We start from the raw sequence: 25,873 nt of genomic DNA on the forward strand, positions 1-25,873 counted from the left end.
GTCTTTTTTCAGACAAAAAGTACATTTTGAGGATGGCTATGGAACTGTATCTGGACACTTCTGACGTTGCTGCGGTGAAGGCGTTGGCACGAGTTTTCCCGCTGGCGGGCGTAACCACTAACCCGAGCATTATCGCCGCAGGTAAAAAACAGCTGGACGTTGTGCTGCCGGAACTTCATGAGGCAATGGGCGGGCAGGGGCGTCTGTTCGCACAGGTAATGGCGACAACCGCCGAAGGGATGGTGAATGACGCACGTAAACTGCGTTCTATTATTGCGGATATCGTGGTTAAAGTACCGGTGACCGCCGAGGGGCTGGCAGCGATTAAGATGCTGAAAGCCGAGGGTATTCCGACGCTGGGCACGGCGGTGTATGGCGCAGCACAAGGGCTGCTGTCGGCGCTGGCGGGCGCGGAATATGTTGCGCCTTACGTTAATCGTATTGATGCTCAGGGCGGAAGTGGTATTCAAACCGTGACCGATTTGCATCAGTTACTAAAAATGCATGCGCCGCAGGCGAAAGTGTTAGCTGCGAGTTTCAAAACCCCGCGTCAGGCGCTGGACTGCTTACTGGCAGGATGTGAATCAATCACTTTGCCGCTGGATGTCGCGCAACAGATGATTAGCTATCCGGCGGTTGATGCCGCAGTAGTGAAGTTTGAGCAGGACTGGCAGGGGGCTTTTGGCAAAACGTCGATTTAACAGGGCGTTCTGCATCCTCATAAATTGATTATGACTTGGTGGGGGGCGCCGATGCCTGTCGCATCTTATCATACCGGGAAATCTGCGCCCGAAGCGTAGACCGGATAAGGCGTTCACGCCGCATCTGGCGCCCGGAGCAAATGCCTGATGCGACGCTCGTCGCGTCTTATCAGGCCTGGGGCGGCAATTACTGCCCGCACACCTCGCACCCCGGATTACGCATCAGTTTCATTTCGCGGAACTGGCAGGTCATTGCATCGTACAGGACAATTTTGCCGCTGGCGGGTTTGCCATAGCCCGCCAGTAGTTTAATCGCTTCCATTGCCTGTAATGAACCAATCACCCCAATCAACGGTGCCATCACACCCGCTTCCACGCAGGTTAGTGAGTTTTCACCGAACAAACGACTAAGGCAGCGATAGCAAGGCTCAGCGTCCTGCCAGGTAAAGACGGTTACCTGGCCTTCCATGCGAATTGCCGCGCCGGAAACCAGCGGCACCTTCGCGACAAAACACCCGGCGTTCAGTTGATTACGTACCGCAACGTTATCCGTACAGTCGAGCACCAGATCGTGTTTTGCAATCATCGCAGCAAGTTCTGCGTCATCAAGCAATGCATTCACTGGCGTAATAATGATGTGGGGATTGATTCGCGCCAGCGCGTCACGTGCGGATTCAACCTTAGGTTGCCCGATCGTGGCGTCGCTGTGCAGCGTCTGGCGTTGCAGATTCGAGAGCGAAACCGTGTCGAAGTCGAGCAGCGTCAGGTTGCCGACACCGGCGCTTGCCAGATATTGCGATGCCGCGCAGCCGAGACCACCCAGCCCGACCACCAACACGCGAGAATCTTTCAGCGCTTCCTGACCGTCAAAATCAAAACCACGCAGGATGATTTGTCGGTTGTAGCGCAGCATTTCCTGATCGCTGAGTTCTGCCATTACACGCCTCCGAACAACGCGTTAAACGGTTCGACTTCTACCCATTCGCCTGCTTCAACATTGCCGCGATCGCGTTCCAGCACGATAAAGCAGTTGCCGAGGCTAAAGGAGCTAAAAATATGTGACCCCTGATGCCCGGTGGTGGTGACTTCCAGTTCACCGTTCGCATTGCGTTGCAGTACGCCGCGTTGAAAATCAAGACGACCAGGTGATTTCTTCAGATGAGAAGCCGTGCGCACACGCTGGCGCGGCGGCAAGCCACTGGCGGTATTGCCGCTTAATTTCGCCAGCAACGGTTGCACCAGTTGATAGAACGTCAGTGTCGCTGAAACAGGGTTACCTGGCAGGCCGCAGAACCAGCTATTGCTGAGCTTACCGAACGCGAACGGTTTACCTGGTTTAATCGCCAGTTTCCAGAAGGTAATTTCCCCCAACTCTTCAAGAATCGTTTTGGTGTAGTCCGCCTCGCCCACAGAAACGCCGCCGGAACTGATCACCACATCCGCCTGGTTGTCGGCTTCAATAAATGCGGCGCGCAGGGCATGGGGATCATCGCGGATAATCCCTAAGTTGATGACCTCGCAACCCAATTGCTCAAGCATCAGATGCACCGCTAAACGGTTGGTATCGTAGATTTGGCCGTCACCCAGCGGCTGGCCTGGCAACTGTAACTCATCACCGGTGGAAAATAGCGCTACGCGAACTTTGCGAATGACCGGAATTTCGGCAATCCCCAGTGAAGCGATTACTGGTAGTTCGGCGGTGGTCAGACGAGTACCTGCCGGGAAGACAACAGCTCCTGCAGAAATATCTTCACCACGGCGACGAATATTTTGCCCGTGGCAAACATCGGCGGTAAAACGAATTCCCTCTTCAGTTTGTTCAGTCTGTTCCTGCATCACCACGGCTTCACAGCCTTCCGGCACTGGTGCTCCGGTCATAATACGGATGCAGGTGCCAGTGGGCCACTCGCCGTGATACGGTTGGCCGGCAAACGACTTGCCTGCAACGGGCAGTGGCTTTCCGGTGGCGACATCGGCTAAACGTACTGCGTAGCCGTCCATTGCGGAGTTATCAAATCCGGGGACATTGAGCGGCGAAACGACATCGCTTGCCAGAATACGACCAAAGCACTGTACCAGCGGCAGTGTTTCCTGTGCAGTCAGAGGGACAACGCGAGAAAGTATCTCGCCAAGCGCGGCGTCGAGCGGCATCAGTCCGGTGGTAAATTCCATGAAAATACTCCTGGGGGCTAAATCGAATTTGCCTATTATGTCAGAAAAACGTCACGGACTGTATGCTACCTCGGTCGTAGTGCAGTCCCTGCCTTTACATGCCACATACATCTTTCTATATTCAAAAATTGAATGAATAATTCTCAAAAATTCTGATATTTATAACAAAAGTGGCGCACCTCTCTTAATGGATAAATACTATGGGCAAAGCAGTCATTGCAATCCACGGCGGCGCAGGCGCAATCAGCCGCTCGCAGATGAGCTCGCAACAGGAATTACGCTACATTGAGGCGCTGTCCGCCATTGTTGAAACTGGACAGAAAATGCTGGAGGCAGGAGAAAGCGCGCTGGATGTAGTGACGGAGGCCGTGCGTTTGCTGGAGGAGTGTCCACTGTTTAATGCCGGTATTGGCGCCGTCTTTACGCGTGATGAAACCCACGAGCTGGATGCTTGCGTGATGGATGGCAACACTCTGAAAGCGGGGGCGGTGGCGGGCGTCAGTCATCTGCGTAATCCGGTTCTTGCCGCCCGGCTGGTGATGGAGCAAAGCCCGCATGTCATGATGATTGGCGAAGGGGCAGAAAATTTTGCGTTTGCTCATGGCATGGAGCGCGTCTCGCCGGAGATTTTCTCCACGCCGTTGCGTTATCAACAACTACTGGCAGCTCGCGAGGAAGGGGCAACGGTTCTCGACCATAGTGGTGCGCCACTGGATGAAAAACAGAAAATGGGCACCGTGGGGGCCGTGGCGTTGGATTTAAACGGCAATCTGGCGGCAGCCACGTCCACGGGCGGAATGACCAATAAATTACCTGGACGAGTGGGCGATAGTCCTTTAGTTGGCGCAGGTTGCTATGCCAATAACGCCAGCGTTGCTGTTTCATGTACCGGAACGGGCGAAGTGTTCATTCGCACGCTGGCGGCGTATGACATTGCCGCGTTAATGGATTACGGCGGGTTAAGTTTGTCGGAGGCCTGTGAGCGGGTGGTGATGGAAAAACTTCCGGCATTGGGCGGCAGCGGTGGATTAATCGCTATCGACCACCAGGGCAACGTCGCTCTGCCGTTTAACACCGAAGGGATGTACCGTGCCTGGGGTTATGCAGGCGATACGCCAACCACGGGTATCTACCGCGAAAAAGGGGACGCCGTTGCCACACAGTGATGAACTTGATGCCGGTGATGTGCTGGCGGTTGATAATCTCAATATTGCCTTTATGCAGGACCGCCAGAAAGCGGCGGCGGTTCGCGGACTCAGTTTTCGTTTACGACGTGGCGAGACGCTGGCGATTGTCGGGGAATCTGGTTCCGGCAAGTCAGTCACTGCGCTGGCGCTGATGCGTCTGCTTGAACAAGCTGGCGGTCTGGTGCAGTGCGAAAAGATGCTGTTGCGACGGCGAAGCCGTGAAGTGATTGAACTTAGTGAGCAGACTTCCACGCAAATGCAGCGCGTACGCGGCGCGGATATGGCGATGATTTTTCAGGAACCGATGACATCGCTGAATCCGGTATTTACCGTTGGCGAACAGATTGCCGAGTCTATCCGCTTGCATCAGAACGCCAGTCGCGAAGCGGCGATGATAGAGGCGAAGCGGATGCTGGATCAGGTTCGCATCCCTGAATCACAGACTATTCTTTCGCGTTATCCCCATCAGATTTCCGGCGGAATGCGCCAGCGGGTAATGATTGCGATGGCGCTGTCGTGCCGCCCGGCAGTGCTGATTGCTGATGAACCGACTACCGCGCTGGATGTCACGATTCAGGCGCAGATCCTGCAATTAATCAAAGTATTGCAAAAAGAGATGTCGATGGGAGTCATCTTCATCACCCACGATATGGGGGTGGTGGCAGAAATTGCCGATCGGGTGCTGGTGATGTATCAGGGAGAAGCGGTTGAGACGGGGAGCGTCGAACAGATTTTCCATGCGCCGCAACATTCTTATACCCGTGCGTTGTTAGCCGCTGTTCCGCAACTCGGCGCGATGAAAGGGCAGGATTATCCCCGACGTTTCCCGCTGATATCACTTGAGAAACTGGCTAAACAGGAACGTCCCATCGAACAAAGAACGGTAATTGAGGGCGATCCTATTTTACAGGTGCGTAATCTGGTCACCCGTTTCCCATTGCGCAGTGGCGTGCTGAATCGCGTGACGCGGGAAGTACATGCCGTTGAGAAGGTTAGTTTTGATCTCTGGCCGGGCGAAACTTTATCGCTGGTAGGGGAATCGGGGAGCGGTAAATCCACTACCGGACGAGCACTATTACGTCTGGTGGAAACTCAGGGCGGCGAGATTATGTTCAACGGTCAGCGAGTTGATACCCTTTCACCTGGCAAGCTGCAGTCATTACGCCGCGATATTCAGTTTATTTTTCAGGACCCTTACGCCTCTCTGGATCCACGCCAGACCATTGGCGATTCGATTATGGAACCACTGCGTATTCACGGCTTAATGCGGGATGAAAAAGCTGCCGCACGTGTTGCGTGGTTGCTGGAGCGCGTTGGCTTGCTACCTGAACATGCATGGCGTTATCCCCATGAGTTTTCCGGCGGTCAGCGCCAGCGCATCTGCATTGCCCGCGCGTTGGCGTTGAATCCCAAAGTGATTATCGCTGACGAAGCCGTGTCGGCACTGGATGTCTCTATTCGCGGGCAGATTATTAACTTGTTGCTCGATTTACAGCGCGATTTCGGCATTGCGTATCTGTTTATCTCCCATGATATGGCGGTCGTTGAACAGATTAGCCATCGCGTGGCGGTGATGTATCTTGGGCAAATCGTTGAGATTGGCCCACGGCGCGCGGTATTTGAAAATCCGCAACACCCTTATACGCGTAAATTGCTGGCGGCAGTTCCTGTTGCCGAACCGTCAAGGCAGCGCCCACAGCGTGTGCTGCTGCCGGACGATCTTCCCAGCAATATTCATCAGCGTGGGGAAGAGGTTGCAGCCGTCTCTTTGCAACTTGTCGGACCAGGACATTACGTCGCACAACCACAATCAGAATACGCATGCTTGCGTAGATAACATTCAGGCGGAGAATAAAATGGCAAGAGCTGTACACCGTAGTGGGTTAATGGCGCTGGGTATTGCGACAGCGTTGATGGCATCTTGTGCATTCGCTGCCAAAGATGTGGTTGTTGCCGTGGGATCGAACTTCACCACGCTCGATCCGTATGATGCGAATGACACATTGTCGCAGGCAGTGGCGAAATCGTTTTATCAGGGACTGTTTGGTCTGGATAAAGAGATGAAGCTGAAAAATGTGCTGGCGGAGAGCTATACCGTCTCCGATGACGGACTGACATATATTGTGAAATTGCGTGCAGGCATTACGTTCCAGGATGGCACCGACTTCAACGCGGCGGCGGTGAAAGTGAACCTGGAGCGGGCCAGCGATCCGGCAAATCATCTTAAACGTTATAACCTGTACAAAAATATTGCCAAAACGGAAGTGGTTGATCCGACAACGGTGAAGATTACGCTTAAACAACCGTTTTCAGCGTTTATTAATATTCTCGCCCATCCGGCGACAGTGATGATCTCGCCTGCGGCGCTGGAAAAATATGGTAAAGAGATCGGTTTTCATCCGGTCGGAACCGGGCCGTATGAGCTGGATACCTGGAATCAGACCGATTTTGTGAAGGTGAAAAAATTCGCGGGTTACTGGCAGCCAGGATTGCCCAAACTGGACAGCATCACCTGGCGCCCGGTCGTGGATAACAATACCCGGGCGGCGATGCTGCAAACCGGTGAAGCGCAGTTTGCTTTTCCTGTTCCCTATGAGCAGGCGGCGCTGTTGGAGAAAAACAAGAATATCGAGTTGATGGCCAGTCCGTCGATTATGCAACGATACATCAGCATGAATGTCACGCAAAAGCCGTTCGACAACCTGAAGGTACGCGAGGCGCTGAATTATGCCATCAACCGTCCGGCGTTGGTGAAAGTTGCGTTTGCCGGCTATGCAACGCCTGCCACAGGCGTGGTACCGCCGAGTATCGCCTATGCGCAAAACTATAAACCGTGGCCTTATGACCCGGCGAAAGCGCGGGAGTTGTTGAAAGAGGCGGGATATCCTGATGGTTTCAGTACCACACTGTGGTCATCACACAATCACAGCACTGCGCAGAAAGTATTGCAATTTACTCAGCAACAACTGGCGCAGGTGGGGATTAAAGCCCAGGTGACGGCAATGGATGCCGGGCAACGGGCGGCAGAAGTGGAAGGCAAAGGACAGAAAGAGAGCGGCGTGCGGATGTTCTATACGGGCTGGTCGGCTTCGACGGGTGAAGCTGACTGGGCGTTATCGCCGCTGTTTGCCTCACAGAACTGGCCGCCGACGCTATTTAATACGGCTTTTTACAGCAACAAACGGGTGGACGATGATCTTGCGCTGGCGCTGAAAACTACCGATCCTGTGGAAAAAGCCAGATTGTATAAGGCCGCGCAGGATATTATCTGGCAAGAGTCGCCGTGGATCCCGCTGGTGGTAGAAAAACTGGTGTCGGCGCACAGTAAGAAGCTGACCGGTTTTTGGATCATGCCAGACACCGGCTTCAGCTTTGAAGACGCGGATTTGCAATAAGCAACGCAGGGAGTGGAATGCTTAATTACGTTATCAAACGTTTGCTGGGGTTGATCCCGACGCTGTTTATCGTCTCGGTGCTGGTGTTTTTATTTGTCCATATGTTGCCTGGCGATCCGGCGCGATTGATTGCCGGACCAGAAGCGGACGCCCAGGTTATCGGACTGGTACGCCAGCAACTGGGACTGGATCAGCCGATGTACATTCAGTTCTGGCATTATATCACCAGCGCCGTGCAAGGCGATTTCGGCCTGTCGATGGTGTCGCGTCGCCCGGTTTCCGATGAGATTGCCAGCCGCTTCATGCCTACACTGTGGCTGACTATCGCCAGTATGAGCTGGGCAGTGTTGTTTGGCATGGCGGCGGGGATTATTGCCGCTGTATGGCGTAACCGCTGGCCGGATCGATTAAGTATGACCATTGCGGTGTCGGGGATCTCCTTTCCGGCATTTGCGCTGGGGATGCTTCTGATTCAGGTTTTCTCTGTTGAACTCGGCTGGTTACCTACTGTCGGCGCAGACAGTTGGCAGCACTACATTTTACCCTCTCTGACGCTTGGCGCAGCGGTAGCGGCGGTGATGGCGCGCTTTACCCGCGCTTCATTTGTTGATGTTTTAAGCGAAGATTACATGCGTACTGCGAGGGCGAAAGGAGTCAGCGAAACCTGGGTTGTTCTCAAGCATGGGTTGCGCAACGCGATGATCCCGGTAGTCACGATGATGGGCTTACAATTTGGCTTTTTGCTTGGCGGTTCCATCGTGGTAGAGAAAGTTTTCAACTGGCCGGGACTTGGGCGATTGCTGGTTGATTCCGTAGAAATGCGCGATTACCCGGTGATTCAGGCGGAGATTCTGCTTTTCTCGCTGGAATTTATTCTTATCAACTTAGTGGTGGATGTGCTTTACGCCGCCATTAACCCGGCTATCAGGTATAAGTAAGGATGCGATTATTTAACTGGCGTCGTCAGGCAGTGTTAAACGCCATGCCACTGGTAAAACCTGACCAGGTGCGCACACCGTGGCATGAGTTCTGGCGACGTTTTCGCCGTCAGCATATGGCGATGTCTGCCGCAATGTTCGTTGTCTTGTTGATTGTGTTGGCGATTTTTGCTCGCTGGATAGCCCCTTACGATGCAGAAAACTATTTTGATTATGACAATCTGAATAACGGTCCTTCTTTACAGCACTGGTTTGGCGTCGATTCTCTGGGACGCGATATTTTTAGCCGCGTTCTGGTCGGCGCTCAAATTTCACTGGCAGCCGGCGTGTTGGCTGTTTTTATCGGCGCGGCGATCGGGACGTTGTTGGGCTTATTGGCAGGCTATTATGAAGGTTGGTGGGACCGGCTGATCATGCGTATTTGCGACGTGCTGTTCGCGTTTCCCGGTATTCTGCTGGCTATCGCTGTTGTTGCGGTGTTGGGAAACGGCATTGCCAACGTGATTATCGCTGTCGCAATTTTCTCCATTCCGGCATTTGCCCGACTGGTGCGCGGCAACACGCTGGTGCTGAAACAGCAAACCTTTATTGAATCGGCGCGCAGTATTGGCGCCAGCGATATGACCATTTTGTTGCGCCATATTCTGCCGGGAGCCGTTTCTTCTATCGTGGTGTTCTTCACCATGCGTATTGGTACTTCGATAATCTCCGCCGCCAGCCTGTCGTTTCTTGGCCTGGGCGCACAACCGCCGACCCCGGAGTGGGGAGCGATGCTCAATGAAGCGCGCGCAGATATGGTTATCGCACCGCACGTAGCGGTTTTCCCTGCACTGGCAATCTTCCTGACCGTGCTGGCGTTCAATTTGCTCGGTGATGGATTGCGTGATGCTCTGGACCCTAAAATAAAGGGATAGTCACGGTTGAATATTGGTTAAAGGGGTAATGACCTCACAGGAAATTATTGCCTTAAGCAAGTGTTGTATCTTTCTACCAATTTTGTAGAATCAGGAAATTTGGTAAATATACGATTGTAATAGTCTATTTATTCAGCAAGCCAGCGTGCTGATTGTTATTTTGTTACGTGTATTAACATGCTTAGTTTATACGAAAAAATAAAGATAAGGCTGATCATTTTATTTCTATTGGCTACGCTGTCATTTATTGGCCTTTTTTTTGTTATCAATTATCAGCTAGTCTCAGATCGGGCGGTGAAACGTGCTGATACCCGCTTTGAACTTATTCAAAAGAACTTAGGGTATTTTTTTTAAGATATCGAACGCTCGGCTTTGACGCTAAAGGACTCGCTGTATCTGTTGAAAAACAGTGAGGAAATTAAACGTGCCGTGATTCTAAAAATGGAAATGATGCCATTTTTAGACTCCGTGGGGATGGTACTTGATGATAATAAATATTATCTTTTCTCACGGAGAACAAATAATAAAATTCTTGTTTATCACCAGGAGCGAGTTAACGGGCCGCTTATTGATGAGGCAGGGCGAGTTATTTTTTCCGATTTTAATCCGTCGCAGCGTCCATGGTCTGGGGCTTCGGATAAGTCAGTTAGTACCTGGAATCAGGCATATAATTGTTTTGATCGTCCAGGGAAAAAATGCATCTCATTTACTTTGCGTATTAACGGTAAAGACCGTGATTTGCTGGCGGTTGATAAAATTCATGTCGACTTAAACTGGCGATATTTGAATGAATATCTTGATCAAATCAGTGCGACTGATGAAGTGCTCTTTCTGAAGCAAGGTTTAGAGATTATTGCGAAAAATCAACTCGCCCGTGAAAAGTTGATTATTTATAATAGCGAGGATAACTATAACATTATTGATTCAGTTGATACGGAGTATATTGCAAAAACATCAACTGTTCCTAATAATTCGTTATTTCAGATCTATTTTTATTATCCATCAGGGCATTTTTTTAATGCCTCAGATAAACTATTTTATTTGCCATTTGTTTTCATTATTGCAGTCTTGTTGGTTATCTATTTTATGACAACCAGCGTGTTCCGCAGACAATTTTCTGAAATGACTGAGCTGGTCAATACGCTGGAGTTTTTGCCAGACTCTACGGATCAAATGCAGGCGCTTAAAATCCGCGAAGGAGATGCGAAAGAGATTATCAGTATCAAAAATTCGATTGCGGAAATGAAAGACGCCGAAATTGAACGGTCGAATAAACTGCTGTCATTGATCTCCTACGATCAGGAAAGTGGTTTTATCAAAAATATGGCGATCGTTGAGTCAAATAATAATCAGTATCTGGCTGCCGGGATCATCAAACTGTGTGGACTGGAAGCTGTTGAAGCCGTGTTCGGTGTCGAAGAGCGTAATAAAATTATCAGAAAACTCTGCCAGCGAATTGCTGAGAAGTATGCACAATGTTGCGATATCGTGACATTTAATTCCAATACCTATCTTTTGCTGTGCCGGGAAAATGTACAGACATTTACCCAGAAAATATCCACGATTACTGATTTCGATGTTAGCTTTGGCTATCGTAATCTGCGAATACATAAATCTGCCATTTGTGAACCGTTAAAAGGGGAAAATGCCTGGAGTTATGCTGAAAAACTCAAAGTGGCGCTTTCCAGTATCCGTAATCATATGTTTTCTGAATTTATTTTCTGTGATGACGCAAAACTCCGGGAAATTGAAGAAAACATCTGGATTGCCCGTAATATTCGCCATGCAATGAAAAAGGGCGAGCTGTTTTTGGTCTATCAACCGATTGTTGATATTAAAAATCGCGATATTGTTGGGGCGGAGGCTTTGTGCCGTTGGAGCTCAGAGGAACGAGGGATTATCTCACCCTTAAAATTTATCACTATTGCTGAAGATATCGGCTTTATCAATGAGCTGGGGTATCAAATTATTGAAACGGCGATGCGCGAGTTCAGAGCGTTTAGTCATCATGTAGAGCTTAAGCATGATTTCTTGCTGCATATCAATGTTTCGCCCTGGCAGCTAAACGAACCACTCTTTCATGAACGTTTTACAACCATCATGAAAGAGCATGAACTGAAAGCCAAAAATATCTGTATTGAGATCACGGAAACGGTGATCGAACGAATTAATGAGCATTTTTACTTTAATATTGAACAATTGCGCAAACAGGGAGTTCATATATCGATCGATGACTTTGGTACAGGTCTGTCTAACCTGAAACGTTTTTATGAAATTAACCCTGACAGCATAAAAGTAGATTCACAATTTACCGGTGATATTTTCGGTACCGCAGGAAAAATTGTGCGCGTTATCTTCGATCTGGCCCGCTATAACCGGATTCCAGTAATTGCAGAAGGCGTTGAGAGCGAAGAAGTTGCGCGAGAACTAATCAAATTAGGATGTGTTCAGGCCCAGGGGTATCTGTACCAGAAGCCGTTGCCGTTCTCTGCCTGGGACAGAAGTGGAAAATTAGTGAAAGAGTAGTATAAGTATGTCCAGAATCAATAAATTCGTACTTACAGTCAGTCTGCTGATTTTTATTATGATTTCAGCAGTTGCCTGCGGGATCTACACTCAAATGGTAAAAGAACGAGTGTATGGCCTGAAACAGTCCGTTATTGATACTGCTTTTGCGGTGGCGAATATTGCGGAATATCGACGCAGTGTGGCAATTGATCTCATCAACACATTAAGCCCTACAGAAGAACAACTGTTGATGGGGTTGCGTACAGCCTATGCTGACTCGATTTCACCCTCTTATTTATATGATGTTGGCCCTTATCTGATTTCCAGTGATGAGTGTATTCAGATCAAGGAGTATGAGAAGAATTATTGCTCAAATATCATGCAGGTTGTTAAGTATAGACATGTTAAAAATACGGGGTTTATCTCTTTTGACGGTAAAACTTTCGTCTATTATCTCTATCCGGTTAACCACAACCGTAGTCTAATATTCTTGCTCGGGCTGGAACGATTTTCTTTATTGTCAAAATCACTGGCCATGGATAGTGAGAACCTGATGTTCTCTCTGTTTAAGAATGGTCAGCCGGTTGTCGGTGATGAATATAATGCCAAAAACGCCATTTTCACTGTTTCGGAAGCGATGGAGCATTTCTCTTATTTACCGACCGGTTTGTACGTTTTTGCTTATAAGAAAGATATTTATTTTCAGGTCTGCGCGCTGATAATTTTCTTTGCTGCTCTGGTGGCGATTATTTCGGGTACCAGTTGCCTCTATCTGGTACGTAGAGTGATCAACCGTGGCATTGTTGAGAAAGAGGCTATTATTAATAACCATTTTGACCGGGTATTAGATGGTGGTTTTTTTTTCTCGGCTGCGGATGTCAAAAAACTCTACAGTATGTATAACTCGGCATTTCTGGATGATCTGACCAAGGCAATGGGCAGAAAATCTTTTGACGAAGATTTAAAAACTCTGCCGGAAAAAGGCGGTTATTTGTGCCTGTTTGACGTCGATAAATTCAAAAACATTAACGATACCTTCGGTCATTTGCTGGGCGATGAGGTGTTGATAAAAGTGGTGAGGATCCTCAAAGCGCAGATTCCGCTGGATAAAGGTAAAGTCTATCGCTTTGGCGGCGACGAATTCGCGGTGATTTATACTGGAGGCACTCTGGAAGAGTTACTATCGATTTTAAAAGAAATCGTCCATTTCCAGGTGGGGAGTATTAATTTAAGTACCAGTATCGGCATCGCGCACACAAATGAGTGTACGAGCGTCGAACGCTTAAAAATGCTGGCGGATGAGCGGCTGTATAAAAGTAAGAAAAACGGCAGGGCGCAGATTAGCTGGCAGTAGTGTTTTGAAGGAAAGGCCGCTCCTCATGTTCTTCAAACCAGATTTCTGCTTCTGTACGCACGCCTTCATGGCGATCGTTTAGCATGATTGTCAGAATGGCCCGGAGCTCTGCAGAATCATAACCTTGCTGATTAATAGCGAATGCCGCCCAGTCGCGAACATCATCATCGGTATCGTGAAGTAGCGCGATGAGCGGCGGCAATAACGAATCATCGCGCAGACAACCAATGGCAAAAGAGACGGAGAAGCGGATGCCAACATAAGGCGAATTAAATGCGAAGTGACAACGGTTCGCTAAAAGAGGCCAGTATTCTGTAAGCCCGATGCATCGATGCCCAAGAGCCGTGATGGCGCTAGCCCGCACGGTAGCTGTAGGATCGTTTGCTGCTACGTCATCAAGCTGCTGCATTATCAGCGGAATTTCGCTTTCTGTGGTTTTCAACTGGCCAAGCAAGTGGCAGGCAGTGTCCCGAGCCTTGAAATTTGCTTCCCGGAGCATCCGGTAGGCGACGGCGAGCGTATCATCATAAAGTGGAGTGTTTTCGCTGCTGCCAAACATTAGCCATCCAGCTGCCGCGTAACGAATTTTGGGATTGTTCGCGTACAAATGATGATATAAACCGTCTTTATCCAGCTTTCGGCAAAATTCAAATGCTGCAGATTCCTGATTTTCCTTACGACGGCGATATTTTTCGTCCATTTTTCATCCCTGTTAGTGGTAGTGCCGCCGGCACCCGGCAGGCGGCATAACGACATCTTAAACCCGACTTCCCCACAAATCATACTCGTCGGCATGTTCGACTTTCACACGCAGGATGTCGCCTGGCTTAACGTGGGTTTCGCCGTTGAGATAGACTGCGCCATCGATTTCTGGCGCGTCTGCCATGCTGCGGCCAATCGCGCCTTCTTCGTCCACTTCGTCGATGATAACCAGAATTTCACGGCCGACTTTCTCTTGCAGGCGTTCGGCGGAAATCTGCTGTTGCAACTGCATGAAACGGTTCCAGCGTTCCTCTTTAACCTCTTCCGGTACCTGATCCGGCAGTGCATTGGCATCAGCACCTTCAACCGGGCTGTATTTAAAGCAGCCAACGCGATCCAGACGGGCTTCTTTCAGGAAGTCGAGCAGCATCTGGAAATCTTCTTCCGTTTCGCCCGGGAAACCGACGATAAAGGTTGAACGCAGAGTCAGCTCCGGGCAGATTTCACGCCATTGTTTGATGCGAGCCAACTGGCGATCTACTGAACCCGGACGCTTCATCAGTTTGAGAATACGCGGGCTGGCATGCTGCAATGGAATATCCAGATATGGCAGGATTTTGCCTTCGGCCATCAGCGGGATAACGTCATCCACATGCGGGTAAGGATAAACGTAGTGAAGACGCGTCCAGATCCCCAGTTTCGATAACTGTTCACACAGACTGACCATGCTGGTTTTTACGGGTTCGCCGTTGTGGAATCCAGTACGGTGTTTGACATCTACGCCATACGCGGAGGTATCCTGGGAGATAACCAGAATCTCTTTTACGCCAGCATCGACCAGACGTTTGGCTTCGCTTAATACTTCGCCAATTGGGCGACTTACCAGATCGCCGCGCATTGACGGGATAATGCAGAACGTACAGCGGTGATTACAGCCTTCGGAAATCTTCAGATAGGCGTAATGGCGCGGCGTCAACTTAACGCCTTGTTCCGGTACAAGACTAAGGAATGGGTTGTGTTTCGGTTTGGGGACGTAGTGATGAACGTGCTCCAGAACCTGTTCGTAGCTATGAGGTCCGGTGATTTCCAGCACTTTCGGGTGGACTTCACGGATCTGATCTTCTTTTGCCCCCAGACAACCGGTCACAATCACTTTGCCGTTTTCATTCAACGCTTCGCCAATGGCTTCCAGTGATTCTTGCACCGCACTGTCAATAAAGCCGCAAGTGTTGACGATCACCATATCCGCGTCGTCATAGCTCGGTACTACATCGTAACCTTCAGTACGCAGTTCGGTCAGAATGCGCTCTGAATCGACGAGGTTTTTCGGGCAGCCAAGGGAAACAAAGCCGATTTTCGGCTGGGGAGTTACTTTGCTCATAGCTTAAAAAATATTCAGTTATGGGAATAGTCAGGGCAGGGATTCTACAGAGTTCTGGATAAAATTTGTATCGTAATCTCATGTGCTGGAGGACGCGAAGAAAATGTAAATGTTGTTAATGAGAGGTGAATAATTGATCCCGAGCAGCATTTAGTACAAAAAATGACCATACTATTAAATTGCACCATAGCTACAAGAGGAGGAACGAAGTATGTTCGTTGACAGACAGCGGATCGATCTGCTTAACCGGCTAATCGACGCAAGAGTTGACCTCGCCGCATATGTGCATCTGAGGAAGGCCAAGGGATACATGTCCGTCAGCGAAAGCAATCATCTGCGAGATAACTTTTTTAAACTGAATCGCGAACTGCACGATAAATCGCTGCGGTTGAATCTACACCTGGATCAGGAAGAGTGGAATGCTCTTCATCATGCTGAAGAAGCATTAGCGACAGCCGCAGTATGTTTGATGAGTGGGCACCATGACTGCCCGACTTTTATTACCGTCAACGCCGATAAGCTTGAAAATTGTCTGATGAGCTTAACGCTGAGTATCCAGAGCCTACAGAAGCATGCGATGCTTGAGCAGGCCTGAAAGCTAAGGGGGAGAGGGCGTCTCCCCCTTTAATTTAGCTAACGGGGATCATTACGACTTTACGCACCGCAGGGCGCTCGGTGAGTTGCTGATACCAGCGTTCCAGATTTGGACGCGGTGTCCAGGTCAGTCCAACGTTGAGCAAATTGTAGATAAACGGCGCAATGGCAATATCACCTACCCCAAATTCATCGCCAGAGAACCATTTCACTTTTGCCAGTTCTGCATCAAGAAGAGCAAACAATGCATCGCACTCTTTGTAACTGGCATCGATGGCGGCTTGATCACGCTTTTCAGGTGGCGTTCTGACTAATCCCATCAGGATCCCGCGATGGGCATTGCTGAGCGTCTGGTTTGCCCAGTCCATCCACTTTTCGGCTTCTGCGCGACGAGCCGGTGAGTCGATCCACAAACGTTTTTGCCCGTACTGTGCCGCAAGGTAACGGACAATCGCGTTTGATTCCCAAAGAATTAAATCACTTTCGTCATCACGCAACAGCGGCACCAGTCCGTTGGGATTCATTGCCAGAAAATCGGCATCGTGGTTAACCCCAAACTCACGACCGGCCAGAATTTGTTCATAAGGCAGTTCCAGTTCTTCGAGTGTTAACAATACCTTTTTCACGTTAGTCGAGTTATTCCTACCCCACAGCGTAATCATAGTCCCCCCTTTTATACAGGCAGCCACAGGCTGAGCAGGACTTTGATGGTGAAGTAAAGTTAACTTTTAAGCAACAGCTGGCAAAAAAATGACGGCAGAAGCAGCGAAGCGGCAGGATATTGCATAAACTTTAAAAACTTTACCAACTTACGGTTTCTTTAAGTTTGTGTGTGCGTTATTAATCACCGGACTTATCATACGGCGATATAACGTATTTTTTTTGAATGGATACTCGGGTGGCATTTATGACGCAATACTCCTCTTTCCTTCGTGGTCTTGCAGCGGGTTCTGCACTTTTATTCCTTTTTGCCCCAACGGCATTCGCGGCGGAGCAGACCGTTGAAGCGCCGAGCGTGGATGCGCGTGCATGGATTTTAATGGATTACGCCAGCGGTAAAGTGCTGGCGGAAGGCAATGCGGATGAGAAGCTGGATCCCGCGAGCCTGACTAAAATCATGACCAGTTATGTGGTTGGACAGGCACTGAAAGCCGATAAGATTAAACTCACCGATATGGTGACGATCGGCAAAGATGCCTGGGCGACAGGAAATCCGGCGCTTCGCGGCTCGTCGGTGATGTTCCTCAAGCCAGGCGATCAGGTTTCTGTTGCTGATTTGAATAAAGGCGTAATCATCCAGTCCGGTAACGATGCTTGTATTGCGCTGGCTGACTATGTCGCGGGCAGCCAGGAATCATTTATTGGATTGATGAATGGTTATGCGAAAAAACTGGGGCTGACAAACACCACTTTCCAGACGGTGCACGGGCTGGATGCGCCGGGACAATTCAGCACCGCGCGCGATATGGCATTGCTGGGTAAAGCGTTGATCCACGATGTGCCGGAAGAATACGCCATTCATAAAGAAAAAGAGTTCACTTTCAACAAAATTCGTCAGCCTAACCGTAACCGCCTGTTGTGGAGCAGCAATCTCAATGTTGATGGTATGAAGACCGGTACTACGGCTGGCGCTGGCTATAATCTGGTCGCTTCGGCTACCCAGGGTGATATGCGTCTTATCTCGGTGGTGCTGGGGGCGAAAACTGACCGTATCCGTTTTAATGAGTCCGAGAAATTGCTGACCTGGGGCTTTCGCTTCTTTGAAACCGTGACGCCGATTAAACCTGATGCCACTTTTGTAACCCAGCGTGTCTGGTTTGGTGATAAGAGCGAAGTGAATCTCGGTGCTGGCGAAGGGGGATCCGTGACGATTCCGCGCGGACAACTGAAAAATTTAAAAGCCAGTTACACGCTAACGGAACCACAGCTCACAGCGCCGCTGAAAAAAGGTCAGGTTGTCGGGACCATTGATTTCCAGCTTAACGGCAAATCCATTGAGCAACGTCCGCTGATCGTGATGGAAAATGTGGAAGAGGGCGGATTCTTTGGTCGGATATGGGACTTTGTGATGATGAAATTTCATCAATGGTTCGGCAGCTGGTTCTCTTAATCTTCAGGTAACCGGATGACGCGTTAACGTCATCCGGTCATGTATTATGAGTACATCAACTTCATACGCTGTGCTTGCGCGTACTTCACATATTCATCTTCCGGGCAGCAATCGCTAACGACGATATCAAAGCGCTTCAGGTCCCCCATGCGTGCCGGACGAACTTTGCCAAATTTACTGTGATCGACAACCAGGACATGCTTTTGCGCCATCGACATCGCCCAGTGTTTTACCGGCAACTCTTCCAGGTTAAAACAGGTTGCCCCTTTACTGATATGCACTCCGGCAGCGGAATAAAAAGCGATATCCGGGCAGAAATTATTCAGGGTTAGCTGAAAATCGATCGGTTTGAAGATAGCGTTGCTGGCGTGGAATTCTCCGCCGCAAAGAAACGCCCGGCAATGAGGTTTCTCTTTCAGAGCCAGAAAGGTATTGAGTGAGTAACAAATCGCCGTGAATGGCGTTTCATCATCTATTGCTTCAATAATCCATGGCGTGGTGGTTCCACAATCAAAAAAGAGAGTCTGATCGGGCTCTACCAGCGTTGCAGCCAGTTTTGCCGCCCGACGTTTTTCTTCCACCAGGCGAGATTTTTGATCGCTTAACAGATAATGGCTGGCGCTGCGCGGTTCCAGAACGATATAACCACCGAGTAAAACGACAGGCGCGCTGTGGTTATTCAAGTCACGACGAATTGTCATTTCCGAAACCCCGAGCAGGGCGGCGGCGTCCTTAAGGTGTAACTTATCGCTGCGTTTTAATTCCTGGAGCAAGTGCCCGATACGCTCTTCGCGACGTGTTTCCATAATCCCTCTGAATAGTTATTAAAGCGAGCCGCGTAATACTACACTTTTTACTATAAATCAGTCACGCACCCAGCCTTTGCGGATTGGTAAAGCAAAGCAGAAACGATACCACGATTGCAGATGCTGGTAGAGTGTTAACCCCGCCGCCTGCCAGATAATCTGGGCGCTAAGGCAGCCAATCATACCTGCCAGCAAACCACCGAGCATGTCCAGAGGCCAGTGTACGCCAAGATAAATTCGCGACCAGGCAATAATTATCGCCAGAACCATCAAGACTGCGCCAGACCACAGGCGATGCCAGCATAGAAACGCCAGCGCGAAGGTGAAAATCACCGTACCGTGATCGCTGGGGAAAGAGTCATCCGCCGCATGATGTAAGAAGTTATAGCCGATATTCTCGGCAAATGGACGGTCGTGGGGAAACAGGTGACCCATTGTCCAGGAAACAAACAGGCTGACTGCCAGCGCGATGGCGATTTTTATCACCAGTTGTCGTTGAGCCGTAAGTCCCCACAGCCAAAGTACCACAGCCAGTAGCGGCACCACGGTAATCAAATCTTTAGCGATAAAAATCGCCAACGAGATCATCCACGGGGCCGAGTCTGGCGTCGCGTTAATAAGAGAGAATAGAGAAAGATTCAAATTTTCTAACATAACATCCAGACTTAAAAAGTGATTAATGGGGAGCCATCAGCTAACCGACGAGAATAAAGCGCGCGTTAAACAGGGTAAAGCGGCATTGTCTTATTTCTCTCAAACAGACTGGCTTGCAGCAGGTGATGGTAACGCGAAGAAATTAAATAAAGCTTAAAGAAAGAGTGGCTATATCAGGAATAATGTAAGAATGTGCTTAACTGGAGTTTCAGGTTCAAAATTTGCTTTCTCGGTAGCCGCGCTTTTATTAAACTTTGCGCGATTATTATTGGCGAAGAAATTGCATGCAAAATAGATTAGCTTCCGGTGCCAGACTTGGGCGTCAGGCGTTACTTTTCCCTCTCTGTCTGGTGCTTTACGAATTCTCAACCTATATCGGCAACGATATGATTCAACCCGGTATGCTGGCCGTGGTGGAACAGTATCGGGCGGGTATTGATTGGGTTCCGACGTCGATGACCGCCTATCTGGCTGGTGGGATGTTTTTACAGTGGCTGTTAGGGCCGTTATCGGATCGTATTGGTCGCCGTCCGGTAATGCTGGCGGGCGTGGCGTGGTTTATTGTCTCCTGTCTGGCGATATTACTGGCGCAAAATATTGAACAATTTACGGTACTGCGATTCTTGCAGGGCATTAGCCTCTGTTTTATTGGCGCTGTGGGTTATGCCGCGATTCAGGAATCTTTTGAAGAGGCGGTTTGCATCAAAATAACCGCGCTAATGGCGAATGTGGCGCTAATTGCTCCGCTACTCGGCCCGTTGGTGGGAGCAGCGTGGATCCATATGTTGCCCTGGGAAGGGATGTTTGTCCTGTTTGCGGTGCTGGCGGCGATCTCTTTCTTCGGTCTGCAACGTGCTATGCCGGAAACGGCGACGCGTATTGGTGAGAAACTGTCGCTGAAAGATCTTGGCCGTGACTACAAGCTGGTGCTGAAGAACGGTCGTTTTGTTGCCGGGGCTTTGGCGCTGGGATTTGTCAGCCTGCCGTTGCTGGCGTGGATCGCCCAGTCACCGATTATCATCATCACCGGCGAACAACTGAGCAGTTATGAATATGGTTTGCTGCAAGTGCCTATTTTTAGCGCGTTAATTGCGGGTAATTTGCTGCTGGCGCGTCTGACTTCACGCCGCACCGTTCGTTCATTGATCATCATGGGAGGCTGGCCGATTCTGATTGGTCTGGTTGTCGCTGCTGCGGCAACGGTCATCTCATCGCATGCATATTTATGGATGACGGCAGGGCTAAGTATTTATGCTTTCGGTATTGGCCTGGCGAATGCGGGATTAGTGCGTTTAACGTTGTTTGCCAGCGAAATGAGTAAAGGCACCGTCTCGGCGGCAATGGGCATGTTGCAAATGCTGATTTTCACCGTGGGCATTGAGATCAGTAAGCACGCGTATCTGAACGGTGGCAACGGTCTGTTTAATCTCTTTAATCTTGCCAACGGGATTTTGTGGCTATTGTTGATGGTTATCTTTTTGAAAGATAAACGGATCGGAAATTCACGCGAAGGATAAAAAATGCCTGAGTGCGCAGAGTACTCAGGCATTTACGCATTAATGGTGATGGTCGTCGATCTGATGTTCGATAACCATCCCTTCGCCTACGCTGGCGAGGTGGCGAACATATGGATGTGGACGGTAAGCCGGAGCTGGCGTAGGGGCCACATATACTGTTTGCGGCACGGTGGTGACGCTGACGGCTTGCGGCACATTAACGGAGTCAGGAACCACGACCACTTTGTATCCGCCTGGCACATCGACGGTGACACTTTGCGCCATTGCTGCACCAGTAAAGCTCAAAAGAAATACGCCCAACAGTAGACAATTCTTCATAATCATTTCGCCTGAAATAATCCAGAGGGTTAATTTCTGCGAATTATGCGACCTTCATTCTGGCATTGTGTTGCCGGGCGTGCTGCCGTTTTATTGATTAAATGGCGCTTCGTGTTTAAGAACTTTATCGATCACGTCCAGTACGCCTTCGTGGTTATTAGACCCTGCGCGGTATTTTGCCGCTGCAACTACGGCACTGCCGGCATTTTCCATTGCAAAGCTATAGCCGGCCTGGCGCAACATCTCTATATCGTTGCCGCCATCGCCAAAGACCACCACTTCGCTGTCGTCAATTCCCCAGAGCTTTTGGAGTTGACGCAGGCCATTGGCTTTATGTACGCCAGGAATAATCAGATCGATACTACCGTTGCCGGTATGTACCGGCACCATAATATCGCCAATCGAATCATGTAATTCTTTTTGTACTTGTGGAATTAGTTCGTCGGAGAGATTCAGGCCAAATTTAAAGAAGATATCTTCCAGATTGTCAAAGTTATCGACGTATTCCAGTCGGTGATAATACATCTCTGCTACGGCTTTCATTTCGTCGTTATACTTTTTCAGGGTATAGGCGCTATTTTTACCACAGGCGATGATTTCAACCTCCGGGCGCGTCAGCAAATGTTTAACAATAGTGGTAAATGCCTCCTTAGACAGCTCGCCATTAAAAACATCTTTGCCTTCGCTCACTACCCAACCGCCATTTTCTGCCACAAAAGCAATTTCATCAGCAATGTCGGGAAAGAAAGAAATTAGCTGATAATATTGATTACCACTGGCGACCACAAAGCGGATACCTTGTGCTTTCATCTGCTGATACTGAGCCATAAACCGCTCACGGTTATAGCTTTTTTGATCGCTTAAGAAAGTACCGTCCATGTCTACTGCAATTAATTTAATGCCCATCAACTATTCTCCATCGCAGTTTGCGTTTTTATATCGGGTTTGGCGACAGCCCTGGCAATGATTGCCGCGAGTATGACCAGCGCCAGCACAACCAGCATTGCGCTACGTAATCCATAATGTTCGCCGAGATAGCCCAGCAGCGGCGGCCCGACGAGGAACGCCAGATAACCGGTCGTTGCCACCACGCTGACACGGGTTGGCGCATCGGGGCCGGTATCGCTGGCGGCCGAAATAGTCAGAGGGAAGCCCAGCGACGCACCCAGTCCCCAGAGAACAACGGAAACCCCGGCCACCCATGCGCTATCGACAAAAATAATCAGCCCGATCCCCAACGCTCCCATCAATGCACTGGCGCGCACAACGGCAACGCGACTGTAGCGGTCAATAAACCAACCACCGGTAAAGCGTCCTACGGTCATCCCTAGTGTGAAACCGGCGTAAATCAGTGAGCCGGAAGTAGGGCTAAAGCCGTGACCATCGACCATGAGTAATGGTAGCCAGTCGTTGGCGGAACCTTCGGCAAAGGCCATTGCCAGCACTACGACACCAATCAATAACAACTGAATGTCGCGATAAAAAGGCACGCCTTTTTCACCATGTTGTGCGCCATCGGCAGCATTTTTTCCCGTACCATCGGGTATTGCCTGAATAGCGATATAAATAGGCGTGATGCCAACCACCGCCGCCAGCAAAATGTGAATTGTTGCCGGAACACCGAAGGCCGTCAGCGCCATCCCTACACCAGCGCCTGCCAGCGTGCCCAGGCTATAAAAGCCATGCATCATTGGCAAAACTGTTTTATTCATTTCGCGCTCAACGGTGGCGCCTTCAACGTTTATCGCCACTTCTGCGGAACCAAAACTGGCCCCAAAGACGCCAAGACCAACGGCAAAGAGTACGGGCGATATCAACCAGAGCGCCAGACTTAATATCATCATCCCGAGCAGAGCGCAGGACATCGTGACACCAGGATGACGTTACGTGTTCCAAAACGTTTCACTAACCACGCCGAGCAGAGAATGCCGCTCATCGAACCGATCGACAGGCCAAAGAGGACACCACCCATCTCAGCGATAGATACAGAAAGAATATCTCGAATTGCGGGTGTACGGGTTGCCCAGGAAGCCATTAATAGTCCGGGTAAAAAGAAGAACATAAACAGCGCCCACATACGGCGTTTTAGTGCTTTGCGTGAAGAATTTGCTGTCATAGCTCACGTCAAAAAAGAGAAGGGAAGACAACATTAACAAGGTTGTGTACATTTGTACACAATTGCAAAGAGAGGAAATGACATGCGTCGCGCTAACGATCCCCAACGGCGAGAGAAAATCATCCAGGCTACTCTTGAAGCCGTAAAACTGTACGGTATACATGCTGTTACGCATCGCAAAATTGCCGTTCTGGCTCAGGTTCCGTTAGGGTCGATGACTTACTATTTTTCGGGAATCGACGAACTTTTGCTGGAAGCATTCAGTCGTTTTACGCAGACCATGTCCCTGCAATATCAGACTTTTTTTGATGATGTTAGTGATGCTTCCAGCGCTTGCCAGGCCATAACAGAGATGATCTACAGCTCGCAGGTGGCAACCCCGGATAATATGGAGCTGATGTATCAACTCTACGCTCTGGCCAGTCGGAAACCGCAATTAAAAACGGTCATGCAAAACTGGATGCAACGTAGTCAGCAAACCCTCGAACAATGGTTTGAACCAGAAACAGCCCGGGCGCTTGATGCGTTTATTGAGGGGATGACGCTGCATTTTGTTACTGACTGTAAGCCGCTATCGCGCGAGGAGATTTTGAAGATGGTGGCGCGGGTCGCGGGACTGGAGACAAATTTCAGGCAACAAAAAACCCATCAACCTTGAACCTAAATGGCGGGGTTGATGGGCTCCACAAAATGGGGACATCAAAGAAAAGCAGTGGCACTAATTAAGACTGATGCCCCGAAGAAAAGTTCTGCGCTTGTGCAAAAAAATTTCATTCTCAGGGCAACTTCAGGTTTATCCGAGTCCTGGCCACACCATTACAATGATTGTCCCCGCCAGCGTCAGTAGCACGTTAGCTATTGCATAGGTACCTGCATAGCCCAGCGCCGGGATATTACTGCGCGCAGTATCGCTGATAATCTCCATTGCCGGAGCGCAAGTACGTGCTCCCATCATTGCGCCGAATAACAGCGCGCGGTTCATACGCAGTACGTAAGCACCGAACAGGAAGCAGATAACCACTGGCACCAGACTGACAATCAATCCGGCAATTAGCATTTGACCGCCAATTGCACCAAGGCCGTTATTGATGCCGCTACCGGCGCTTAAACCAACGCCTGCCATAAACACCATCAAACCGAACTCTTTCACCATGCTTAAGGCACCCTGCGGAATATAGCCGAAGGTAGGATGGTTGGCGCGCATAAAGCCCAGCATAATACCGGCAAATAACAATCCGGCAGCATTACCCATGCCAAAGCTAAATGTACTGAACTGGAAAGTGATCATCCCAATCATCAGACCAATGACAAAGAATGCGCAGAATGCCAGCAAATCGGTAACCTGGCTGTGAATTGAGATAAAGCCAATGCGATCGGCGATGGTTTTCACGCGACGGGCATCACCACTGACTTGCAACACGTCACCTTTATTAAGCACCACGTTGTCATCGATTGGCATCTCTATCTGGCTGCGGATGACGCGGTTAAGGAAGCAACCGTGATCGGTCAATTTCAATTGCGCCAGACGTTTACCAACGGCGTTATGGTTTTTAACTACTACCTCTTCAGTGACGATACGCATATCGAGAAGGTCACGATCAAAAACTTCTTTACCGTTACGGAAGCTGGGATCGAGTCGGGCGTGGGCGTCAGGGTAACCGACCAACGCAATTTCATCCCCCATTTGCAGCACGGCATCGCCATCCGGGTTCGCCAGAATCCCATTACGGCGGATACGCTCGATATAGCAACCCGTTTGCCGATAGATGCCCAGTTCTCGTAGATTTTTGCCGTCGGTCCATGCAACCAGTTCCGGGCCGACGCGGTAGGCGCGGATGACAGGTAAATAGACTTTACGGCTGGCGTCGGTGTCCAGACCTCGTTCACGGGCGATCTGTTGAGCACTGGTCTGCAAGTCCTGATGCTGCAACTTCGGCAAATAACGCGCGCCGACAATCAGACTGACCAGACCAATTAAATAGGTTAACGCATACCCGAGGCTAAGATTATCCAGTGCCAGAGAGAGCTGCCTGCTTTCCATACCAGAATGGCGTAACGTATCGCCGGCACCAACCAGAACGGGTGTTGAAGTCATGGAGCCAGCTAACATCCCGGCTGTCAGGCCGATGTCCCAGCCAAACAGCTTACCCAGCCCTAAGGCGATCAGCAGCGCACTGCCGACCATTACCAGGGCTAACATTAGATAATTTTTCCCATCGCGAAAAAAAATGGAAAAAAAGTTGGGTCCGGCTTCGACCCCGACGCAGAAAATAAACAGCATAAAACCAAGATTCAGTGCGTCGGTGTTAATGCTGAAATGTTGTTGGCCTAATAACAGCGATACGACCAAAACGCCAATGGAATTACCCAGTTGGATTGAGCCAAGTCGTAATTTCCCGAGACACAGCCCAAGCGCGAGGACCACAAATAATAACAGAATGTAATTCCCATTTAACAATTCGGCGACGTTTATATTCACGGAGACTAACTTCTTGTTTACGAGTAA

The 25,873-nt window shown here is 49.7% G+C and carries 21 protein-coding genes and 2 pseudogenes; 12 read left to right on the forward strand and 11 right to left on the reverse strand.

From position 1 onward, the window contains the following. Nucleotides 1–38: 38 nt before the first annotated feature. Nucleotides 39–701: a fructose-6-phosphate aldolase gene (gene fsa, locus PS053_RS22245; protein WP_010325356.1), complete on the forward strand. Its 663-nt coding sequence runs from the start codon at nt 39–41 to the stop codon at nt 699–701. 187 nt (nt 702–888) lie between these two features. Here fsa and moeB read toward each other — a convergent pair whose 3' ends face one another. Both moeB and moeA read right to left on the reverse strand, forming a co-directional pair. After that, nucleotides 889–1,638 (reverse strand): molybdopterin-synthase adenylyltransferase MoeB, encoded by a 750-nt coding sequence (moeB, locus tag PS053_RS22250; RefSeq protein ID WP_204619280.1) that lies wholly within the window; start codon nt 1,636–1,638, stop codon nt 889–891. Beyond that, on the reverse strand, nt 1,638–2,873 hold the full coding sequence (moeA, locus tag PS053_RS22255; RefSeq protein ID WP_059215675.1) for a molybdopterin molybdotransferase MoeA: 1,236 nt from the start codon (nt 2,871–2,873) through the stop codon (nt 1,638–1,640). The genes moeB and moeA overlap by 1 nt, the downstream gene beginning before the upstream one ends. A gap of 200 nt (nt 2,874–3,073) precedes the next feature. On the opposite strand from moeA, the gene iaaA reads away from it, so the two are divergent. The 7 genes and pseudogenes from iaaA to PS053_RS22290 all read left to right on the forward strand — a co-directional run bounded on the left by iaaA (nt 3,074) and on the right by PS053_RS22290 (nt 13,169). Continuing rightward, nucleotides 3,074–4,039, forward strand: a complete 966-nt coding sequence (iaaA, locus tag PS053_RS22260; RefSeq protein ID WP_000513808.1) for a beta-aspartyl-peptidase — start codon at nt 3,074–3,076, stop codon at nt 4,037–4,039. Continuing rightward, nucleotides 4,026–5,897 carry a glutathione ABC transporter ATP-binding protein GsiA gene (gene gsiA, locus PS053_RS22265; RefSeq protein WP_256879315.1) on the forward strand — a complete coding sequence of 624 codons (1,872 nt, stop codon included), beginning with the start codon at nt 4,026–4,028 and terminating at the stop codon, nt 5,895–5,897. Before iaaA ends, gsiA begins: the two co-directional genes overlap by 14 nt. 19 nt (nt 5,898–5,916) lie before the next feature. Next, nucleotides 5,917–7,455: a glutathione ABC transporter substrate-binding protein GsiB gene (gsiB, locus tag PS053_RS22270; RefSeq protein WP_256879288.1), complete on the forward strand. Its 1,539-nt coding sequence runs from the start codon at nt 5,917–5,919 to the stop codon at nt 7,453–7,455. A gap of 17 nt (nt 7,456–7,472) precedes the next feature. Next, nucleotides 7,473–8,393, forward strand: a complete 921-nt coding sequence (gene gsiC / locus PS053_RS22275; RefSeq protein ID WP_000936056.1) for a glutathione ABC transporter permease GsiC — start codon at nt 7,473–7,475, stop codon at nt 8,391–8,393. Between the two features lie 2 nt (nt 8,394–8,395). Beyond that, nucleotides 8,396–9,307, forward strand: a complete 912-nt coding sequence (gene gsiD, locus PS053_RS22280; RefSeq protein ID WP_025237309.1) for a glutathione ABC transporter permease GsiD — start codon at nt 8,396–8,398, stop codon at nt 9,305–9,307. A 177-nt stretch (nt 9,308–9,484) separates the two neighbouring features. Beyond that, nucleotides 9,485–11,833, forward strand: a pseudogene (locus PS053_RS22285) (sensor domain-containing phosphodiesterase). Between the two features lie 7 nt (nt 11,834–11,840). Continuing rightward, nucleotides 11,841–13,169, forward strand: coding sequence for a GGDEF domain-containing protein (locus PS053_RS22290; RefSeq protein WP_000086887.1), 1,329 nt, complete (start codon nt 11,841–11,843; stop codon nt 13,167–13,169). On the opposite strand, the gene PS053_RS22295 is transcribed toward PS053_RS22290, so the two are convergent. Both PS053_RS22295 and rimO read right to left on the reverse strand, forming a co-directional pair. Then, nucleotides 13,156–13,869 carry a HEAT repeat domain-containing protein gene (locus tag PS053_RS22295; RefSeq protein WP_000343802.1) on the reverse strand — a complete coding sequence of 238 codons (714 nt, stop codon included), beginning with the start codon at nt 13,867–13,869 and terminating at the stop codon, nt 13,156–13,158. The genes PS053_RS22290 and PS053_RS22295 overlap by 14 nt on opposite strands. A 57-nt stretch (nt 13,870–13,926) precedes the next feature. Further along, nucleotides 13,927–15,252, reverse strand: a complete 1,326-nt coding sequence (rimO, locus tag PS053_RS22300; protein WP_000049365.1) for a 30S ribosomal protein S12 methylthiotransferase RimO — start codon at nt 15,250–15,252, stop codon at nt 13,927–13,929. Nucleotides 15,253–15,463: 211 nt separating this feature from the next. Between rimO and bssR the strand changes: the two genes are divergently transcribed. Next, nucleotides 15,464–15,847 (forward strand): biofilm formation regulator BssR, encoded by a 384-nt coding sequence (gene bssR / locus PS053_RS22305; protein ID WP_000497133.1) that lies wholly within the window; start codon nt 15,464–15,466, stop codon nt 15,845–15,847. A 34-nt stretch (nt 15,848–15,881) separates the two neighbouring features. Here the strand turns inward: bssR and gstB are convergent, their stop codons facing one another. Further along, nucleotides 15,882–16,508 (reverse strand): glutathione S-transferase GstB, encoded by a 627-nt coding sequence (gene gstB, locus PS053_RS22310; protein ID WP_000631895.1) that lies wholly within the window; start codon nt 16,506–16,508, stop codon nt 15,882–15,884. Nucleotides 16,509–16,753: 245 nt separating this feature from the next. Between gstB and dacC the strand changes: the two genes are divergently transcribed. Beyond that, nucleotides 16,754–17,956 carry a serine-type D-Ala-D-Ala carboxypeptidase gene (gene dacC, locus PS053_RS22315; protein ID WP_024164614.1) on the forward strand — a complete coding sequence of 401 codons (1,203 nt, stop codon included), beginning with the start codon at nt 16,754–16,756 and terminating at the stop codon, nt 17,954–17,956. Nucleotides 17,957–18,000: 44 nt separating this feature from the next. On the opposite strand, the gene deoR is transcribed toward dacC, so the two are convergent. Together deoR and ybjG are read right to left on the reverse strand one after the other, a co-directional pair. Then, nucleotides 18,001–18,762 (reverse strand): DNA-binding transcriptional repressor DeoR, encoded by a 762-nt coding sequence (gene deoR, locus PS053_RS22320; RefSeq protein WP_025237306.1) that lies wholly within the window; start codon nt 18,760–18,762, stop codon nt 18,001–18,003. A gap of 57 nt (nt 18,763–18,819) precedes the next feature. After that, nucleotides 18,820–19,416 (reverse strand): undecaprenyl-diphosphate phosphatase, encoded by a 597-nt coding sequence (gene ybjG / locus PS053_RS22325; RefSeq protein WP_000892318.1) that lies wholly within the window; start codon nt 19,414–19,416, stop codon nt 18,820–18,822. 284 nt (nt 19,417–19,700) lie between these two features. Here ybjG and mdfA point away from each other — a divergent pair, with 284 nt between their 5' ends. Beyond that, nucleotides 19,701–20,933, forward strand: a complete 1,233-nt coding sequence (gene mdfA / locus PS053_RS22330; RefSeq protein WP_256879287.1) for a multidrug efflux MFS transporter MdfA — start codon at nt 19,701–19,703, stop codon at nt 20,931–20,933. 39 nt (nt 20,934–20,972) lie between these two features. Here mdfA and ybjH read toward each other — a convergent pair whose 3' ends face one another. The 3 genes and pseudogenes from ybjH to PS053_RS22345 form a co-directional block, all read right to left on the reverse strand. After that, nucleotides 20,973–21,257: a protein YbjH gene (gene ybjH, locus PS053_RS22335; protein WP_000605490.1), complete on the reverse strand. Its 285-nt coding sequence runs from the start codon at nt 21,255–21,257 to the stop codon at nt 20,973–20,975. An 84-nt stretch (nt 21,258–21,341) separates the two neighbouring features. Further along, entirely contained in the window at nt 21,342–22,157 is an 816-nt protein-coding gene (locus PS053_RS22340) for a Cof-type HAD-IIB family hydrolase (RefSeq protein WP_002430166.1), read from the reverse strand. Then, a pseudogene (locus PS053_RS22345) lies at nt 22,157–23,367 on the reverse strand (MFS transporter). Before PS053_RS22345 ends, PS053_RS22340 begins: the two are co-directional and overlap by 1 nt. Before the next feature lie 82 nt (nt 23,368–23,449). Between PS053_RS22345 and PS053_RS22350 the strand changes: the two are divergent. Further along, nucleotides 23,450–24,025, forward strand: coding sequence for a TetR/AcrR family transcriptional regulator (locus tag PS053_RS22350; protein WP_256879286.1), 576 nt, complete (start codon nt 23,450–23,452; stop codon nt 24,023–24,025). Between the two features lie 135 nt (nt 24,026–24,160). Here the strand turns inward: PS053_RS22350 and PS053_RS22355 are convergent, their stop codons facing one another. Further along, complete coding sequence (locus tag PS053_RS22355) at nt 24,161–25,846, reverse strand: aspartate:alanine antiporter (RefSeq protein ID WP_001024864.1); 1,686 nt, start codon at nt 25,844–25,846, stop codon at nt 24,161–24,163. Nucleotides 25,847–25,873: the final 27 nt, after the last annotated feature.

Source organism: Escherichia albertii (genome assembly GCF_028622335.1).
Lineage (GTDB): Bacteria > Pseudomonadota > Gammaproteobacteria > Enterobacterales > Enterobacteriaceae > Escherichia > Escherichia albertii.

What these genes read in the sequence shown, in the direction of transcription:
- fsa (WP_010325356.1), top strand. Translation starts at nt 39, where the DNA reads ATGGAACTGTATCTGGACACTTCTGACGTTGCTGCGGTGAAGGCGTTG.
- moeB (WP_204619280.1), bottom strand. Translation starts at nt 1,638, where the DNA reads ATGGCAGAACTCAGCGATCAGGAAATGCTGCGCTACAACCGACAAATC.
- moeA (WP_059215675.1), bottom strand. Translation starts at nt 2,873, where the DNA reads ATGGAATTTACCACCGGACTGATGCCGCTCGACGCCGCGCTTGGCGAG.
- iaaA (WP_000513808.1), top strand. Translation starts at nt 3,074, where the DNA reads ATGGGCAAAGCAGTCATTGCAATCCACGGCGGCGCAGGCGCAATCAGC.
- gsiB (WP_256879288.1), top strand. Translation starts at nt 5,917, where the DNA reads ATGGCAAGAGCTGTACACCGTAGTGGGTTAATGGCGCTGGGTATTGCG.
- gsiC (WP_000936056.1), top strand. Translation starts at nt 7,473, where the DNA reads ATGCTTAATTACGTTATCAAACGTTTGCTGGGGTTGATCCCGACGCTG.
- gsiD (WP_025237309.1), top strand. Translation starts at nt 8,396, where the DNA reads ATGCGATTATTTAACTGGCGTCGTCAGGCAGTGTTAAACGCCATGCCA.
- PS053_RS22290 (WP_000086887.1), top strand. Translation starts at nt 11,841, where the DNA reads ATGTCCAGAATCAATAAATTCGTACTTACAGTCAGTCTGCTGATTTTT.
- PS053_RS22295 (WP_000343802.1), bottom strand. Translation starts at nt 13,869, where the DNA reads ATGGACGAAAAATATCGCCGTCGTAAGGAAAATCAGGAATCTGCAGCA.
- rimO (WP_000049365.1), bottom strand. Translation starts at nt 15,252, where the DNA reads ATGAGCAAAGTAACTCCCCAGCCGAAAATCGGCTTTGTTTCCCTTGGC.
- bssR (WP_000497133.1), top strand. Translation starts at nt 15,464, where the DNA reads ATGTTCGTTGACAGACAGCGGATCGATCTGCTTAACCGGCTAATCGAC.
- gstB (WP_000631895.1), bottom strand. Translation starts at nt 16,508, where the DNA reads ATGATTACGCTGTGGGGTAGGAATAACTCGACTAACGTGAAAAAGGTA.
- dacC (WP_024164614.1), top strand. Translation starts at nt 16,754, where the DNA reads ATGACGCAATACTCCTCTTTCCTTCGTGGTCTTGCAGCGGGTTCTGCA.
- deoR (WP_025237306.1), bottom strand. Translation starts at nt 18,762, where the DNA reads ATGGAAACACGTCGCGAAGAGCGTATCGGGCACTTGCTCCAGGAATTA.
- ybjG (WP_000892318.1), bottom strand. Translation starts at nt 19,416, where the DNA reads ATGTTAGAAAATTTGAATCTTTCTCTATTCTCTCTTATTAACGCGACG.
- mdfA (WP_256879287.1), top strand. Translation starts at nt 19,701, where the DNA reads ATGCAAAATAGATTAGCTTCCGGTGCCAGACTTGGGCGTCAGGCGTTA.
- ybjH (WP_000605490.1), bottom strand. Translation starts at nt 21,257, where the DNA reads ATGATTATGAAGAATTGTCTACTGTTGGGCGTATTTCTTTTGAGCTTT.
- PS053_RS22340 (WP_002430166.1), bottom strand. Translation starts at nt 22,157, where the DNA reads ATGGGCATTAAATTAATTGCAGTAGACATGGACGGTACTTTCTTAAGC.
- PS053_RS22350 (WP_256879286.1), top strand. Translation starts at nt 23,450, where the DNA reads ATGCGTCGCGCTAACGATCCCCAACGGCGAGAGAAAATCATCCAGGCT.